This is a genomic window from Flavobacterium sufflavum (assembly GCF_004016525.1).
Taxonomy (GTDB): domain Bacteria; phylum Bacteroidota; class Bacteroidia; order Flavobacteriales; family Flavobacteriaceae; genus Flavobacterium; species Flavobacterium sufflavum.
In genome coordinates this window covers 61,331-77,218 of sequence record NZ_SACJ01000007.1, presented here as the reverse complement: position 1 = coordinate 77,218, position 15,888 = coordinate 61,331, and the positions used below count along the sequence as shown (strand labels likewise).

The 15,888-nt window shown below is 32.5% G+C and carries 7 protein-coding genes; all 7 read right to left on the bottom strand.

What is annotated here, in order from left to right; translation table 11 throughout:
- Positions 1-70 precede the first annotated feature (70 nt).
- Positions 71-1,744, bottom strand: coding sequence for an endo-1,4-beta-xylanase (locus tag EOD40_RS12010; RefSeq protein WP_128195843.1), 1,674 nt, complete (start codon positions 1,742-1,744; stop codon positions 71-73).
- Positions 1,745-1,784: 40 nt separating this feature from the next.
- Positions 1,785-2,819 carry a DUF5627 domain-containing protein gene (locus EOD40_RS12005; protein ID WP_128195841.1) on the bottom strand — a complete coding sequence of 345 codons (1,035 nt, stop codon included), beginning with the start codon at positions 2,817-2,819 and terminating at the stop codon, positions 1,785-1,787.
- Between the two features lie 54 nt (positions 2,820-2,873).
- A complete protein-coding gene (locus tag EOD40_RS12000; RefSeq protein ID WP_128195839.1) occupies positions 2,874-4,625 on the bottom strand; it encodes a RagB/SusD family nutrient uptake outer membrane protein in 1,752 nt (583 codons plus the stop codon).
- Between the two features lie 28 nt (positions 4,626-4,653).
- Complete coding sequence (locus EOD40_RS11995) at positions 4,654-7,674, bottom strand: SusC/RagA family TonB-linked outer membrane protein (protein ID WP_128195837.1); 3,021 nt, start codon at positions 7,672-7,674, stop codon at positions 4,654-4,656.
- A gap of 44 nt (positions 7,675-7,718) precedes the next feature.
- Complete coding sequence (locus EOD40_RS11990; protein ID WP_128195835.1) at positions 7,719-9,608, bottom strand: RagB/SusD family nutrient uptake outer membrane protein; 1,890 nt, start codon at positions 9,606-9,608, stop codon at positions 7,719-7,721.
- A 10-nt stretch (positions 9,609-9,618) separates the two neighbouring features.
- Positions 9,619-12,798: a SusC/RagA family TonB-linked outer membrane protein gene (locus EOD40_RS11985; RefSeq protein WP_128195833.1), complete on the bottom strand. Its 3,180-nt coding sequence runs from the start codon at positions 12,796-12,798 to the stop codon at positions 9,619-9,621.
- Between the two features lie 1,081 nt (positions 12,799-13,879).
- Entirely contained in the window at positions 13,880-15,613 is a 1,734-nt protein-coding gene (locus tag EOD40_RS11980) for a glycoside hydrolase family 43 protein (protein ID WP_128195831.1), read from the bottom strand.
- Positions 15,614-15,888: the final 275 nt, after the last annotated feature.

The window sequence follows — 15,888 nt, the reverse complement described above, 5'->3', positions numbered from 1 at the left end:
AGGGTAAACTCAAGTTAGATATTTAAGCTTGATTGTAAATAATTGAATAGATTATCAACTATTATATAATTTATTTCAGGGATTTAAGTCCTTCTGAAAAACTAGTATAAGAAAGTTTACGAGTAAAATTAACATCCCATAAACCTTGATTCTGACCTGGTAACCAAGAAGAATTTGCCTTACTATCGGTTAATCCCCAAACAGTAATTCCGTATCTCTTAGTTGCTGGGATATATTTCATATACATATCCACAACAAATTTATACATCTCTGCTTGCTTTTGAAGATCATATTCTGTAGGACTAAGCCCTGCTGCTACATCCAGTTCTGAAACTTTTATAAGTTTACCAGTAGCGGCAAGTAATTGGAACATCGTTTCAATTTTATCTTTGTTAGAACTTATACTAATATGCATCTGAGTACCTATACCATCAACTTTTTGTCCTTTACTTTCAATATAATTCACATACTGAATAAGACCTTTACATTTATCCGTACTGTACTCTAGATTATAGTCATTTATAAACAACTTATCCGTTGAATTACCATGTAATCTGGCAAGTCTAAAAGCCTCTACAGCATAATCTTTTCCTAAATAATCTTGCCAGTAGAATTCATCAGCAGCCATATTTGTTCTACCTACAGCTGTTTTTAACTCATACGGTTGTCCATCATCCATTGGCTCATTGACAACATCCCAAGCTTTTACATAAGGAGCACAATTAGTAACCATAGCTGTTATCCATTTATCAAGGGCTTGACCAATGATAGTCTTCTTCTGCTCAGGCGTTTTCTCCTTTGTTTGAATACTACCCGTTGCATTATACTTTTCTATTTTGACATTATCATAATAAAAACTAGTGGCAGTTTTTCCAAGATTAAAGGCAATTGTATTACAGTCTTTCATTTGTTCGGTAACCGTAATCTCTTTAACATAAGTTGCCCAAGAGGAAGTATAGGGAACAGAGCCAAAGAAATCCCAATGCTTATAACCACCAGGGTTTAATTGTGCCTGAGTAGGGGAAGATCCTACAGCATCAGCACGCACATCCATAGTAAGTTTGTATTTCTCGCCCACTTGTACAGCCGGAGAAAACTTTATGTAAAGCTGTGCATCCCACTCATTAGCACGAACGCTGGCATTAGTTAATTTAAGTGCTCTTCCTGTTCCGTTTGCCCCTTGACCAACTGTAGTATAACCAGTAGTTACATTTGAATTAACCTGATAATTTGAACTATTATCGGTCTCAAAATTATTTTCCATTATCAAATCCCAACCTGGACCTGTTGTTGATAGAACATCAGGGGCAATCAATTTTTTTAAATAAGTCGCATTCTGATTGGCGTGCCAACAAAGGGTATGACCAAAAACCGACACATTAGCCTCTTGAGCAGTTTTTAATAATTTATTGACATTATCAAGGGAAAGACTCCCATCCGATTGAACTATTGCACCATGTTTCATCTCATACCCCAAAGTAATCTCATCAAAATTTCTATTGACTAACCTATACATCAAACTTTTAGTTGTATAATCAGATAAAGAAATTCCAGCACCTAATTTAAAATCAGGATTAGTCGCTCTATCAACGTAAGTCTTTAAATCGGAATAAGCATTAATTTGTTCCTGGTTAGCAATAGTTATAGGTTTTTCAACATCGTATGAAAGCAGATGTGATTCTGTACATGATGCTAAGGTTACTAAAAACGCAGCAAATGGTACAATTTTGTATATTTTTCTCATATCGTTTAATTTTTTAATAGATAAAAATTATCATAATAAATTATTTAAGAACAGGGTTAAATGTCTCCACCTTAACACCTCTATCTCTTAATACCAATGTATCATTTGTTGCAACATTAAAACTCGGTAAATTAACCGTATAATTAAGATAAAGTGCATCACGGTCTTTAGAACCCCAGCTATTTTTCTCTCCTCTTTTTACAAATTTACCCGTACCGGTTGCTGTATAACTACTCGGACTAGAAGAAGAAACTGTACAATTACCAGTCCCATCAAAAGAAAGTATTAATTTACAATTGATATTATTGCCACTGGCGTCTTTGTAGACAACCGGAAAATCTATATTAGTCAACGAAAGGGTATTAATTTTGAATACCTCATCATTCTCAACATAGGTTTTATGTCTAACAATTGTTTTATTCAACGAAGTATTTCCATTGTTGCCTACAATAACATCTTTTCCTCTACGCAAATAAAAACCATCCCAAGGATTAACATATTTTACAGCATAAAATATAAAATCCTTCGGAGCAACAGCCCAATCACCAGCAATAGCTCTATTAGGATTAGCAACTAATGCCTTGCCTGATAAAATAGTATCAGCATTGATAACATTAGTCATCTTAAGAGGAATCACATAAGTGTTTTTTACAGCAAGTGGATCTGCAAAAAAAGCATCTGTCAGTTGAACATCAACACCACCTGTTATCTGTCCATTGGAAATAACAATTTTATCAGACAATAATGTATAATAATTGCTAGGCATTGGAAGAATATTATCACCTGCTGCTTTAAACAACAATCCTGTAGTTAGCGGATTAGCTACTTGCACATCAATAGTAACATTTTTATCATTACTATAAACACCTCCCAAAGTAGCCATTATTCTGCATTTATGTTCATTATCTAAAGATGTGTCAAAAACATCTTCTCCCAAAGTTATTGTTCTAACAGGAAATTGATAAGCAAAGTAAACAGACTGGTAATCAAAATTATCAAACACTACATCTTCATTTGAACAAGATGTTAAAGTGATAAATAAAATTGCGAACATTAAAAATATCTTATTTTTCATTTTTTTTGATATTATATTAAAAATAAATAGCACTATATATAAGTCTTACAAAACTTACCATCCTTTGTTCTGAATCAATGCATTAAACTTAAGCGTTTCACTATATGGTATTGGACCATAGTACATATCACTCGTAAAAAGTCTATCCTCAACAGAAGGGATTTTAGTATATGTAGGTGCTGCAGTAGTTCCCTGAATGTTCATACCTTGAGCTGATTCAACTAAGCTTGATTTCCATCTACGCAAATCCCAAAAACGATACCCTTCAAAACATAATTCTAATCGGCGTTCATTTCTAATTAAATCACGCATGGCGTCTTTGCTTGATTTGATAGATTCCAGGTAATTATCTGGTTGGGTTATACCCGCACGTTTTCTTATCGCTTTTATCACATCGTATGCTGAAAAACCATAGCTCCCAGCAGCTAAAGGTCCCCAAGCCTCATTAGCAGCCTCGGCATAATTTAAATATAATTCTGTGTAACGCATACGTGGTCTATAATGTCTTTGGGTACTCGTTGACGAAGGATTCAAATTCACGTCTTGTCTTAGTAATTTTTTCATATAATAGCCAGTCCTTGTAGAAGTTGCTGTCTTATTAAGCCCATCATTTGTAGTTCCATTACTAGCAGTAGTAATAACGGTTGAACTAACACCCGCTACATCTTGGTTAACCAAAATAAAAGCCTTTAAACGAGGATCACGATTCGCATAAGGATTAGATGCCGCATAATTACTTGATGCGTTTGTAATAGGATATCCATTAGCTGCAGGAAAGGCATCTACTAAATTTTGCGTGGGATTAACACGTCCTCTACCATAAAGTGTAGGAGGAAAATTATCTGCTTCTAAATTATTACTATTAGCTATATCTGTTCTCCAAAGCACTTCTTTTGGGTTTTTTCCAGAGCCTAATGCTTCAATTTCTGCAGTGTTTTTATACCACGTTAGACCATTTGCATCTAATCCTGTAATACCTCCATTGAGAACCAATAATTGCCCTGCATAATCAGCTGCATTGCTCCAAGTTGTTGAATTACCATTACTAAAAGCGGGACTTGCAGCTAATAAAGCAGCTTGTGCTTTTACAAACATTACAATTCTACCACTCATTCTTTGTCTAGCATAATCCCCAAAAACTCGATTATAATCATTCAAGTTGTCATAACCCGGAGGTAAACTAATTGCTTCTTCAAAATCTAAAGGAAGTAGTTCTTTAGCTTTTGCTACATCACTATAAATTTGAGTCATACACTCTTCAAATGTATTACGAGGTATATTAAAATTTGAATTTGCTACTTCAGGTTCTAATACTATAGGAACACCTAATAACCCATTCTTTTCTGTCACACCTGAATGAGCCTGTAATAAATAATACATATAAAGTGCTCTTAATCCATAAGCTTCCCCTTTAAGTCGTTTTCTAAATAGCAAACTAACATTCTCATCTTTTGCCCATTTTACTTTATCGGCTTCTGCCAGAAAAATATTCAAATATTGAATGGCTGCTTTAGAATTTGTCCATTGATCTAATGGATTAAAATTAGCTGCCCATTGTCCTGTAGCAACTTTACGATAATTATTAGAAACGTCATTTGATACAGCATCATCGGTTGCTACATCACTAAATGTCCATCCATTACCGGGTAGCCTAGTATAAGCATTCAGTAAGATTCCCTGTGCATATTCTGCTTCCGCATACATATCACTAAGTCCTCTGTTATTTTCTATAGCTGGTTCGATGAGATCATCACAACTAATACACATAAAGATGACTGATAATACTATTAAAAATCTTTTATTCATATCATTTATTTTTTAATGATTTGTTAATTTAAAATAAAGCTTTTACGCCTAAATTGAAAAATCTAGTTTGTGGAGAACCACCTACATTTAGCTCCATAGTTTCACGTTCTGGAGATATTGTTAACAAATTAGCTCCATTTACATAAACTCCTAATTCATTAATAAATGAATTTTGAATCATTTTTTTTGGGAAATCATAGGTAATTTGAACTCTGGATAAATCAATTCTATTGGTACTATAAATCCAGAAGTCTGAAGAACGGTAATTATTGTCATTTGTATTTGTAGTAAGCCTAGGATAAGTTGCGGTAGCTTGATTTTCAACAGTCCAGCTATTTCTAACCATAACTGAATATTTATCTTCTCCATCTATCCAAAAATAAGAACTGTTCTTCATACCATAAGCACCAAACTGCCCAGTAGCTAATGCAAAAAATGTTAGATTTTTCCATTTTGCTGTAAAATTAACACCTCCTGTAAATGGAGCACCACTCCAACCTCCTTTACCTAAGTACACTTCATCTTGAGAATTAATAATACCATCACCATTTTGATCTTTGTATTTAATATCCCCAGGCTTAACCTGACCAAATGTTTGTGAAGCATGATTAGCAATATCAGCATTATCCATAAAGAAACCTTCATTTTTAAGGCCCCAAAGAGCGTCTAATGGTTTTCCTTGTCTATTTTGGTATTGGTCTTCAAACTGTTCTGCTCTTTTAGAAGCCTTAGTATCATAATAGTTACCTGTAATTCCTAGAGACAAATCTACTTGCCCAACTCTTTTATTTACTCTAACATTGAAATCAAGACCAATACGCTTATCATCATTATAATTGATATAAGGTATAAAAGAAGAATTTGGGAAACCTGTTGTGAAATAATTAGGATATAAAACATTAGCTTGTATTACATTACCCTTAATTTTGTTAGCAAAGAATGAACCATTAAAAGTTATTAACTTATTTAAAAATGATGCTTCTAAGCCTACGTTTATTTCATGTTTTTTAGCATAAGTAAGACCTAAATTCTCACCTCTGCGAGAGTCAGTACTTCTATTTAAAGACCCATCTCTCCAACTAAACCAAGCCCCATCAGTTTGTGAATAAATACTTTCATACAAATAATAGTTTGAAACATCTAAATCTGTATTCAATATACCTGCAGATACTGTAAGTTTTAAATTATCTAAGGCTGTCCAGTTTTTTAAGAAATTCTCTTGACTAAGTCTCCAACCTAAAGATAATGTAGGTGAAGTTTCATTTCTTTTGGTTTCAGCAAATTTAGCAGAGTGAACTAAAGCCTCATTAAATTCTGCATAATATTTACCTGCATAATTATAACTTAAGTTAAGTCCTAAATTAGCATTACTTACCTTATGATAAACTTCCGAAAGTGACTGTTGAAATCCATTTGCTATCAACATACCCGAAAAGTTATGAACTCCATTAATCTTTTTCACATAATCAAACTGACTCGAAAAAGCTATCGTTTGTTTGTAAGCACTATTAGAAATATTCTGAACTCCTGATTTAGCATCTTCTCCAAATTTAGTCAAAGAAGTTATTTGGTCAAATCCAGCATAGGTATTCCAATCAGCTTGATATACTGCATAGGTATTATTATAGGCTTGATTATATGAAGTTTCATAATCTACAGCAAATTTAGAGTGAAAAGACAATCCGTCAATAAAACTATTTAACTTTGCATCTATACCTGTATTAAATTGAAACTGACGATTAGTATAGGTATTATAACCTCCTGCATAAATAGCAGCAAAAGAATTATTTAAATCTAATTGCGTACCCCCTAATAAATATTTACCATCAATAAGATAGTTACTATTATTTACCATAGCTTGAGAAGTATCGTCATTTTGTTCAATCAAATCTATTGGCAATAAAGGAGTAAAGCGATTTGGTCTTGTAGTTGCTGCACTATTCCAATAATTTGTATTTACACCTCTTCCATTGTAATAGATTGCATTTGTACCAATTGTACAAGAAATAAAATCATTAATTGCAAGATCTACATTTCCTCTTATACTAAAACGATTAGTGTTATTATTCTTAGCTTCACCAAAATTTAATAAATCTCCTGAATTAGAGAAATTAACTACTGTGTAATATTGGGCTACATTATTCCCCCCTTTAATTTCAACATTAGCATCATATCTTTTAGAAAAATCTTTTAAATATTTAGATGAATAGTAATCTACATCGGCATATCTATAAGGATTAACTCCGGAAGCATAATTATAAATAGTCTCATCTGAATATAATGGTGATAGACCATCATTAGCACGAGCTTGATTATAATAGCGCATGTACTCTGCAGAACCTAAATACTTAGGGAAGCTTTTTGCAACATCAATACCTGCGTCAACTCTAACACTAATTTGTTGTTTTTGAATACTACCTTTTTTAGAAGTGATATAGATTACACCTTTAGCAGCTCGGCTTCCATACAATGCTACTGCAGCAACTCCTTTCAAGAATGAAACTTGTTCAATCTCTACAGGTAAAATAGTACCAGCATCACGAGGAATACCATCAACTAATACTAGGTATCCACCTGATCCCCATATATTACCATTAAAACCACCTACAAAAGCTTGCAAACCATCCAAACTATATGTTGAATAATTCTTTTTCAAAATTTCTGGTAAGTTAACATACGATACCCCACCTAAAAGTTCACTTTCTTGTACTTTCTTAAAAGCAACCTGTACTGATTGATCCTTATCCAAAATCAGATTAATTTCAGTAGATCCTGATGTAACTACAACTGATTTTGTAATATAACCCTTTGCATTAATCAATAAATTTGAATTTACAGGTACATTAAGTGAAAACTTACCCTCAAAATCCGTATTTGTGGAAACATTGTCTTTTTCACTAACCAGAGTTGCACCAATAACAGGCTTCCCTTCAGTACTCTTAACAATACCATTGACATCAATTTTACGAACAACTTGAGCAATTAAAATTGTGGGAGAAAAAGCAATAATTAAAAAACATAACACTATTTTTAGTTGTATATATCTCATTATTTTCTAATTTGTATTTATAATTTTTAAAATAATCTGAATAATTACCATCCTGGATTTTGCTGAAATTCCAAATACATATTTACATCGGCATTTTTCAATGGTAACCAATAATGCTTTTCACTAAAATTTCGTTCCAGAATAACAGTTTCACGAATATTAAGCACTTTATTAGTTTTAGGATTTGCGGTATTAAAACTTGCATCACGATTAAATTCAATTGATTTCTTTAAAGTATATGGACTTTGAATAAATAACATCCATCTACGAAGATCATTAAAACGGTGACCTTCAAAAGCTAATTCAACTGCACGTTCACGTCTCACTTCATTCATAAAGGAATCGACTGAACCTAAGAATTTGCTAGCAACATGACCTACACTAGCTCTATCTCTAACAACATTTATAGCATCCACAGCAGTTCTGCTATATGATGGGTCTTTACCTGTAGGAGAATTATAACCTACAGCAGCTGATTCGGCATACATCAAATAAATGTCTGATAAACGCATCCATGGAATATGAATATTTAAATTATTACCCCAATCATACCCACCATCATATTTATTAGCAGTTATTGGAATAAACTTATAAAGCAAATAACCTGTTCTACTTCCTGTACTTATATTGCGATAACTTCCTCCGGTAAACAAATTAGCATAGCGATCTGACTCAATATTAGCAGGCAAAGTTCCTTTGACACATTTTACACCATCATAAACTATATCATTATAAAAACGAGGATCACGACCTTGCCAAGGATGAGTTGGATCATAACCAGATTCTGCATCTGCTTTAGTAATATCTGTTATAGGAAAACCATTTGCCATACCGTAATTATCAACATAGTTAGCAGTTGGTAAAAATTTAACATCTCCATCTGCTAGTACAGGCGAAGGTTGGTATTGTTTACTTGTACCCCAATTAGATCCATTAGCTCCAAAATAAGGTCCTCTAAAAATAGCTTCAGACCCTCCAGGTATTGCCCAGTTTTTCCCCGTTGTATAAAAATTATCACTATAATTAGCAAATGGTAGTAAAGCGTATTTAGAATCACCACTCTCTGTATTGGTTAGTAATTCAGCAAAAGCTTTTGCTGCTTTTTTACAGAACTCTATATTATAAGTCGCGCTACCCGTAGATACTTTATTCATCAACGGACTTCCTGCCCAAAGATAATTTTTACCCAAGTAGCCTAAGGCCATAATTTTGTTGATACGCAAAGCATTTTTACCTAAAGTTCTTTTACCTACAGTGGTATTATCCCAATCAACAGGTAATAAATCAGCAGCTAATCTAAAATCGGCCGCTGCTTTCTCAGCACATTCGGCATAAGTAAGCCTAGGTAAAGTCAATGCCTGATCACTAGGAAGTACACTGTCAATATACGGAAGTCCCCCAAAATACTGCATAAACTGAAAATGAAACCATCCTCTAAAAAACAAAAGCTGCCCTTTTATTAAATCTTTTTCTTCCTGAGTAGCATCTTTTAATTGATCAATATTGGCTAAACCAATATTTGCTTTACGGATACCAGCCCAACCTAAAGTCCATAAATCTTTACCAAAACGGTCGTTATTTGTAGACACACCTCTTCGATTCATCCATCCTGCTTGCCAACCATCATATTCAGACTGCCAACCCCATAAATCTCCATTATCAATTTTACATACAAAATGAAAATCACGAGCTGAAGACTGAATCTCATCTTCTCCCCAATTCCAAGAATTTGTCCAATATGCATTAGTGAAATCTGGAATAGATTGATATAACTCTTCAGTGAATCCCTGAAATTTAGTAAAATTCTCAAATGCTTCAGTTTCCGAAATCAAAGTATCATCTGACACATCAAGATAATTTTCGCAGGATATTGAACTAACAAACAAGCCAAATAAAAGACTATACTTTACTATTGTTTTGAAATAATTTTTCATAATTCTTAATTTAAAAAATAATATTTGCTCCTACATTAAAACGTTTCACTGTTGGATATGCACCCTGAGATGCCCAACCAGTTCCTGCATAATTACTTTCTCTATCATCTGGCATTTTTGACCAAAAACAAAGATTATCACCATTTATAAATACTCTTATATTTTGAAGACCCAACGATTTTATTAAAGAATTGCTTCCATCAAAAGTATAAGCTATTTCAGCATTCTTTAAACGCACATAAGATCCATCATACATATGACGCTGAGCATCATTATAACCACTTGGCGTAGAAAGCCAACGAGGCATAGGAACATCGGCATTAATATTGTCTTTAGACCATAATGTTCCCTGATCATACACTACGTGATTTTGGGAACCTAAACTACCTAAGACTACTTGTCTTGTAACATTATTAACTCCATAAAACTGAACAAACCCACTAAAATTTTTCCAATTAAAACCAACTGTAGCATTATAAGTATTTTGTGGTGTACCAGAATAACCATAAGGAATATTATCATAAGAATTGATTACACCATCTGCATTATAATCAAGTACATTGTAGCTACCCGGTAATTTTTGATTATCGTTTGTATTCTGAATAGTACTTGCATACAATTGATCCCAAGTATTATAATAACCTTGAGCTACATAAGAATAAGCTTGCCCAATTGGTTTGTTTTCAGATTTTTGATAATCTGGCAATAATGCCGGAACATTAGCATCAATAATTTTATTTTTGGAATGAGTCATATTCATATCAGACCACAAATTCAAACCATTAGCAAAGGTATAATTGAATTTAATCTCAAATTCATAACCTTGGTTTGTAACTCTTCCTAAATTTGCGACAGGAGCTGTAGTTCCAAAATAAGACGGGATTGCTCTACTCCCCCCTGATAACAAAATATCAGATCGATCTTCTTTAAAGAAATCCAAAGATCCCTTTACAAAACCTTTGAAAAATCCAAAATCAACACCTAAATTAGATTTCTTTACCTTTTCCCAATGTACATCCGGATTTCCAACAGCACTCTCTTTATACCATGTATAAGGACTTAACTCTCCTCCTTCACCACTTGTTCCTAATTGAGATTGCCCTCCATAACCCCAACGGGTTAGATAAAGCCATCTACCGCTAACATTATCATCACCAATCTCACCATAATTTGCTCTAATTTTAAGCAAGTCTAGGAAAGACTCCGTTTTTTTCATAAAACCTTCTTTAGAGACTATCCAGCTAATACCTCCTGATGAAAAGAAAGCAAAACGATTATCCTTGCTAAATTTTTCAGAACCATTATATGCTCCATTATATTCAGCAAAATATTTTCCTCCATAACCATAAGTAGTACGAAATACCCAGTCTTCTCTATAATGCGGAACCTCACTTCCAGAAGCACTTTGATTACGATTAAAAAGTCCCATGGCTGTAATATCATGTTTAGAATTTAGTTTTACACTATAATTCAATTGAGTTTGATAGAAAATTCTTCTATTTGTTGCCCCATCCTGAACCGTTCCTGCACTTGGAGACCATTTCACTCCTTCCTGAAAATCAAACCTATTATTAGAATCGTAACTCTTTTTATAAGTAACTATTCCAGTCACCGGATCAATCCATTTCTGTTGATTATCATTAAATAAATCATTAACTCCTCGATCTCCTTCTATAAAAGTGTTATCTAATGCTATTGTCCCTTTAAAATTAAGACCTTTAACAAACATATCTAGATTTTGATCTAATGTAAAATCAGTAGTAATTCTTGTTGTAGTTTTATATTGCACACCACTAATAGCTAAATTACGAACCGAATTAGATGCCTTACCTTCATTTGGTGCAAAATACCCCCATGAACCATCAGACTCATAATAAGGTAAAAACACATCGGGTGCTGTTGAATAAGCTGCATCCCACATTGTATATTCACCACCTGAAGCTCCCCAAGGACTTTTCTTAACACCATGAGAACCTGAAAGATTTACTTTAAAAGTTGTAGATGGAGAAAATTGAAAATCTAAATTAGTTCTAACATTTAAACGGTTGAAACCATAACCAGGGTCATATCCTCTATTATTACTATATTTTCTAAAAAGATCGCCTTCATGTAAAAAATCTGCACTGGTAAAATACTTAACAAATTCAGTACCACCACTTATATTCAAACTGGCATTATGAGACATTGTATAATCCTTAAATAAAGTCTTTGCCCAATCCACATTTGGATAACGCTCTCTTTCTTCTTGATTTGCAGGATATCTATATTTATCAATGATAGCCTGTGGAAGATAATCATTCCAGCCTGCTGGCGCTAATGCTAACTCATTTTCAATAGCTTGATTTCTAACCATCAACGCATCGTATGCATCAAACTTATTAGGCAATTGAGAAGGAACTTTCATGGTTGTATTAACTCTAGCTCTAATTAATGCTTTCCCTATACTTCCACGCTTAGTAGTGATAAGAATTACGCCGTTTGCCCCTCTAACACCATATACTGCAGTTGCCGAAGCATCTTTTAAAACAGAAACTGACTCTACAGATCCAATATCTACACTATTCATTGGACGTTCTATACCATCAACCAATATAAGAGGTGATGAATCATTCCAAGTACTAGCTCCACGTATTACAATACGGGGATCTTCTTCTCCAGGCATACCAGTACTGGCAGAAGTAATTAAACCAGGTGCATTACCTGTTAAAGCCGCACCAATGCTTGAAACACCACCTGCGCGCTCTAATGTTGCTCCAGAAACTTGAGAAATTGCAGCAACTAAACTCTCCTTTTTCTGTTTTCCATAACCTACAACAACAACCTCTTCTAGAGAAGTCTGATCAGAAGTCATAACAACATTAATTGTTGATTGTCCATTTACTTGTTTCTCAATGGTTTTAAAACCAATACTACTAAAGATTAATACAGCATTGGGAGACGGTAAATTAATTTTATATTTTCCATCAAAATCGGCTACCACACCAATTTTAGGATTCCCCTTAACCGATACGCTGACACCGGGAACTGGCATTTTATCTTCTGCTGAAGTAATTGTTCCTGAAACAGTTATTTGTTGACTATATTGGCTTTTTTCACTAGCCAACAATACATTCGAAAACAGAAACTGAAACAAAACTCCCATTACCACGAACTTAGCTTTTCGTGGAATTTTTATTAATTGTATTTTCATATTAATATTTTGACATTTTTTAATTTGTTACAAATTAGAACTTAACTTTTTTACCATATAACTTTATCATTACAAAGAATTTTTAATAAATCATCATATCTCAAAGACTTCCTGATATAATTAATCCTATTTATAGTGAATTCAATTTTATGGCTTTATTTATAAAAAATCACACTAAATCAAAAAATAAACAGTGAAATTTTTTAAAAAAGAATGGTTATTTCATAGGCTTTATTGGTTTATTTAGTTGTTAGTTAATAGTTTATTGTTTGGTTATTTTTTAGTTTTTGAACTTATTATTACTATTTTTTAAAAATTATATCTAACGGAAGTTACGGGACATCCTTTTAGATTTTAATAGACCCCAAAATAGGGTACTATATTTTTTAAAATTGATTGTTTTACTTGTCATTCATTAAATGTTTAGTTTTCTTAAAAAGAAACTTATTATGAAAAATCTTAAAAAAAGCAACCGATTGCGAAAAATAAGCAAATTAAGCCGCATAATTTATTGTTAACTTATATATAAATGGAAATTGATTTTGCTTTTTAATTGTATAATTTTTAAAAAGCCGAGAGTAACCAATTCTCGGCTTAAATATAAAAAACCACACTAACTAAAAATTCTTTGAAATATTCTACCGAATAAAACTTATGAAATAAAAACAACACACTTTTTATTTAACAAAAGATTAAGAACTAAACAAATATATAATAAAATAATGTTACACACAACCGATTGCGTATTTATTTTATAAAAAAATGTGAATTAAAATTCACATTAAGTATTTATACTCTTATTTAATTACTGAAAAAGCAATTAAATTAAAATAAGCAGTTGAATTCTCTAATGAAATAAACAGCTACTTTCCTATTTTAAGTCAATAACTTCCACTTTAATTAATACTTGACATTGCTTTCTCCACCGTATTGAATACCTTTATTAATCTGAAATTCTTTAAAACCACTCGAATAGCTCAAAAAAGATAACTTATTTTCTTTGGATGAAAAAATAATGGAGCTTTACAACTCCATTATTTTATAAGTATATCTGTTTATCAAATGATGTCTATTACTTTAATTAAGGTCGGGCATCATTATTTTCAGTTGCATACAATCCTAATAAACAACCTGTAAATCCTCCTGCTACATCGGTAGATAAAATATCTCCAGAAACAATTCCTCCTACATTAACAAAATCATTTCCGTTTACAGAATAAGCAAATTCATAATTATCCCCATTGGCTTTCATTTGAAGTTGAACTGGCTTTTTAATATCTATTTTAGCACTTGCTACAATTGTTGAGTTTATTGCTGCATCTCTTCTTGTTTTTTGATTTTTTTGCAGCACTACATAATAGTCTTTATCTTTCATTGTGATTCCAAAAACATAATTGGAACCTTCATTTTGTAAGGCTACAACCCCTGCTAAATCTTTATCTGATTTTGGTTTGTAATCAATAGTAGTTGTCAATGAAAATCTATTATGTTGTTGGCGATAAAACAAAGTAGATGTTGGTTTTAAATCTTTTATATTGGTTTCAAAAGGATTAATTTGCAATCCTTTTTTGGTAATTGCTATAAATTTTTCACGAGGTCCTCTTAGACCAATCCAACGATTATCCAATTTGTTTGAAGTAAAATTATCATTGAAAGTAAAATTCCCATTTGGGAAGAATCCTTCTTTACCTGTTTTGTTTTCAGTAGCTCCTTGTGGCATTTTCATTTTTGGTTCCAATGGAATCAATCCATTTTCGAAAACTGGAAATTCACCAGACCAATCTACAGGAAGAATAAAAGTTTCACGACCTGTATTTACCCTATTTTTTTCGTTTGGTCTAACCGCTAAGAAAACACCATAATATTTATCCCCAGGTCCTTTAACCAAATCGGCATGACCAGCCCAATCTACTTTGTTTTTTCTATCTCTTCCAAAATACTTTTGTGTTAAAATTGGATTGCTTGGTGCAGGAATAAAAGGTCCTTTTGGACTATCACTTTTAAAGATAACTTCTGTATGATTGCCTCCTGTACCTCCTTCAGCACACATTAAAAAATATTTTCCGTCTTTTTTATACAAATGAGGAGCTTCAATCCAAATTGGGTTTTTAGCAGGATCTACTCCTCCATCAACTACAATTTTATCTGAACCAGGAATTACTTTATCATTTTCCACGTCATATTCCCAAATTTTAATAACACGGTGACCATTGTAACGCTCTTTTCCATTATCAGGAGCATCATTATGAACGATATAACCTTTACCGTTATCATCAAAGAAAATAGAAGGATCGATACCCCCAAAACCTAGTTTTATTGGATTTCCCCAGCCTTTTTTAGGATCTTTTGTCTTTACAATAATATTGTTTAAGCCTCCTGAAAATGCTGTTACAATCATATAGAATGTATCATTATGAGGATTATAAGTAATTCCTGGCGCATAAACTCCTGCACTAATACCGGTGTCATGAGGATTAAATTGTGTAACATCATTTAATACTCCTCCCAGATCAGTCCAATTGACCAAATCTTTAGAGTGAAAAATAGGCACTCCGGGAAACATGGCAAACGAAGAACATACCATATAATAATCATCCCCTTTTCTTGTGATAGCAGGATCAGGATAACATCCTTGTAAAATTGGAGTATAAAACTCATCTGATTTTAATGGATTATCTGTATATACCTGATCATTACCCTGATAACTGAAATTAGAAAATAAAGGAGGATTATTTTTTTGCTTACTTTGGCTGTTTGCTCCAGTAAATGGGAACAAAACGATACTTAATAACAGTAGCACTTGTGTTTTTTTCATTAGTTTAAATTTTAATTGTTTATTTTTTAATTGTTTATTTTTTAATTGTTTATTTTTTAATTGTTTATTTTTTAATTGTTTATTTTTTAATTGTTTATTTTTTAATTGTTTATTTTTTAATTGTTTATTTTTTATTGGTTAATTATTTTATTTCTAGGCTTAATTTAGGATACTCAGAAAATCAACTTACATCCATTTTTTATTAATGAATCTTTCGAATCCTAAATTAAAAACTTTTAGACAACCGATTGCTTTTTCCGTAAAAAAAAATAAAT

What these genes read in the sequence shown, in the direction of transcription:
- EOD40_RS11995 (WP_128195837.1), bottom strand. Translation starts at nt 7,674, where the DNA reads ATGAGATATATACAACTAAAAATAGTGTTATGTTTTTTAATTATTGCT.
- EOD40_RS11980 (WP_128195831.1), bottom strand. Translation starts at nt 15,613, where the DNA reads ATGAAAAAAACACAAGTGCTACTGTTATTAAGTATCGTTTTGTTCCCA.
- EOD40_RS11990 (WP_128195835.1), bottom strand. Translation starts at nt 9,608, where the DNA reads ATGAAAAATTATTTCAAAACAATAGTAAAGTATAGTCTTTTATTTGGC.
- EOD40_RS12005 (WP_128195841.1), bottom strand. Translation starts at nt 2,819, where the DNA reads ATGAAAAATAAGATATTTTTAATGTTCGCAATTTTATTTATCACTTTA.
- EOD40_RS11985 (WP_128195833.1), bottom strand. Translation starts at nt 12,798, where the DNA reads ATGAAAATACAATTAATAAAAATTCCACGAAAAGCTAAGTTCGTGGTA.
- EOD40_RS12000 (WP_128195839.1), bottom strand. Translation starts at nt 4,625, where the DNA reads ATGAATAAAAGATTTTTAATAGTATTATCAGTCATCTTTATGTGTATT.
- EOD40_RS12010 (WP_128195843.1), bottom strand. Translation starts at nt 1,744, where the DNA reads ATGAGAAAAATATACAAAATTGTACCATTTGCTGCGTTTTTAGTAACC.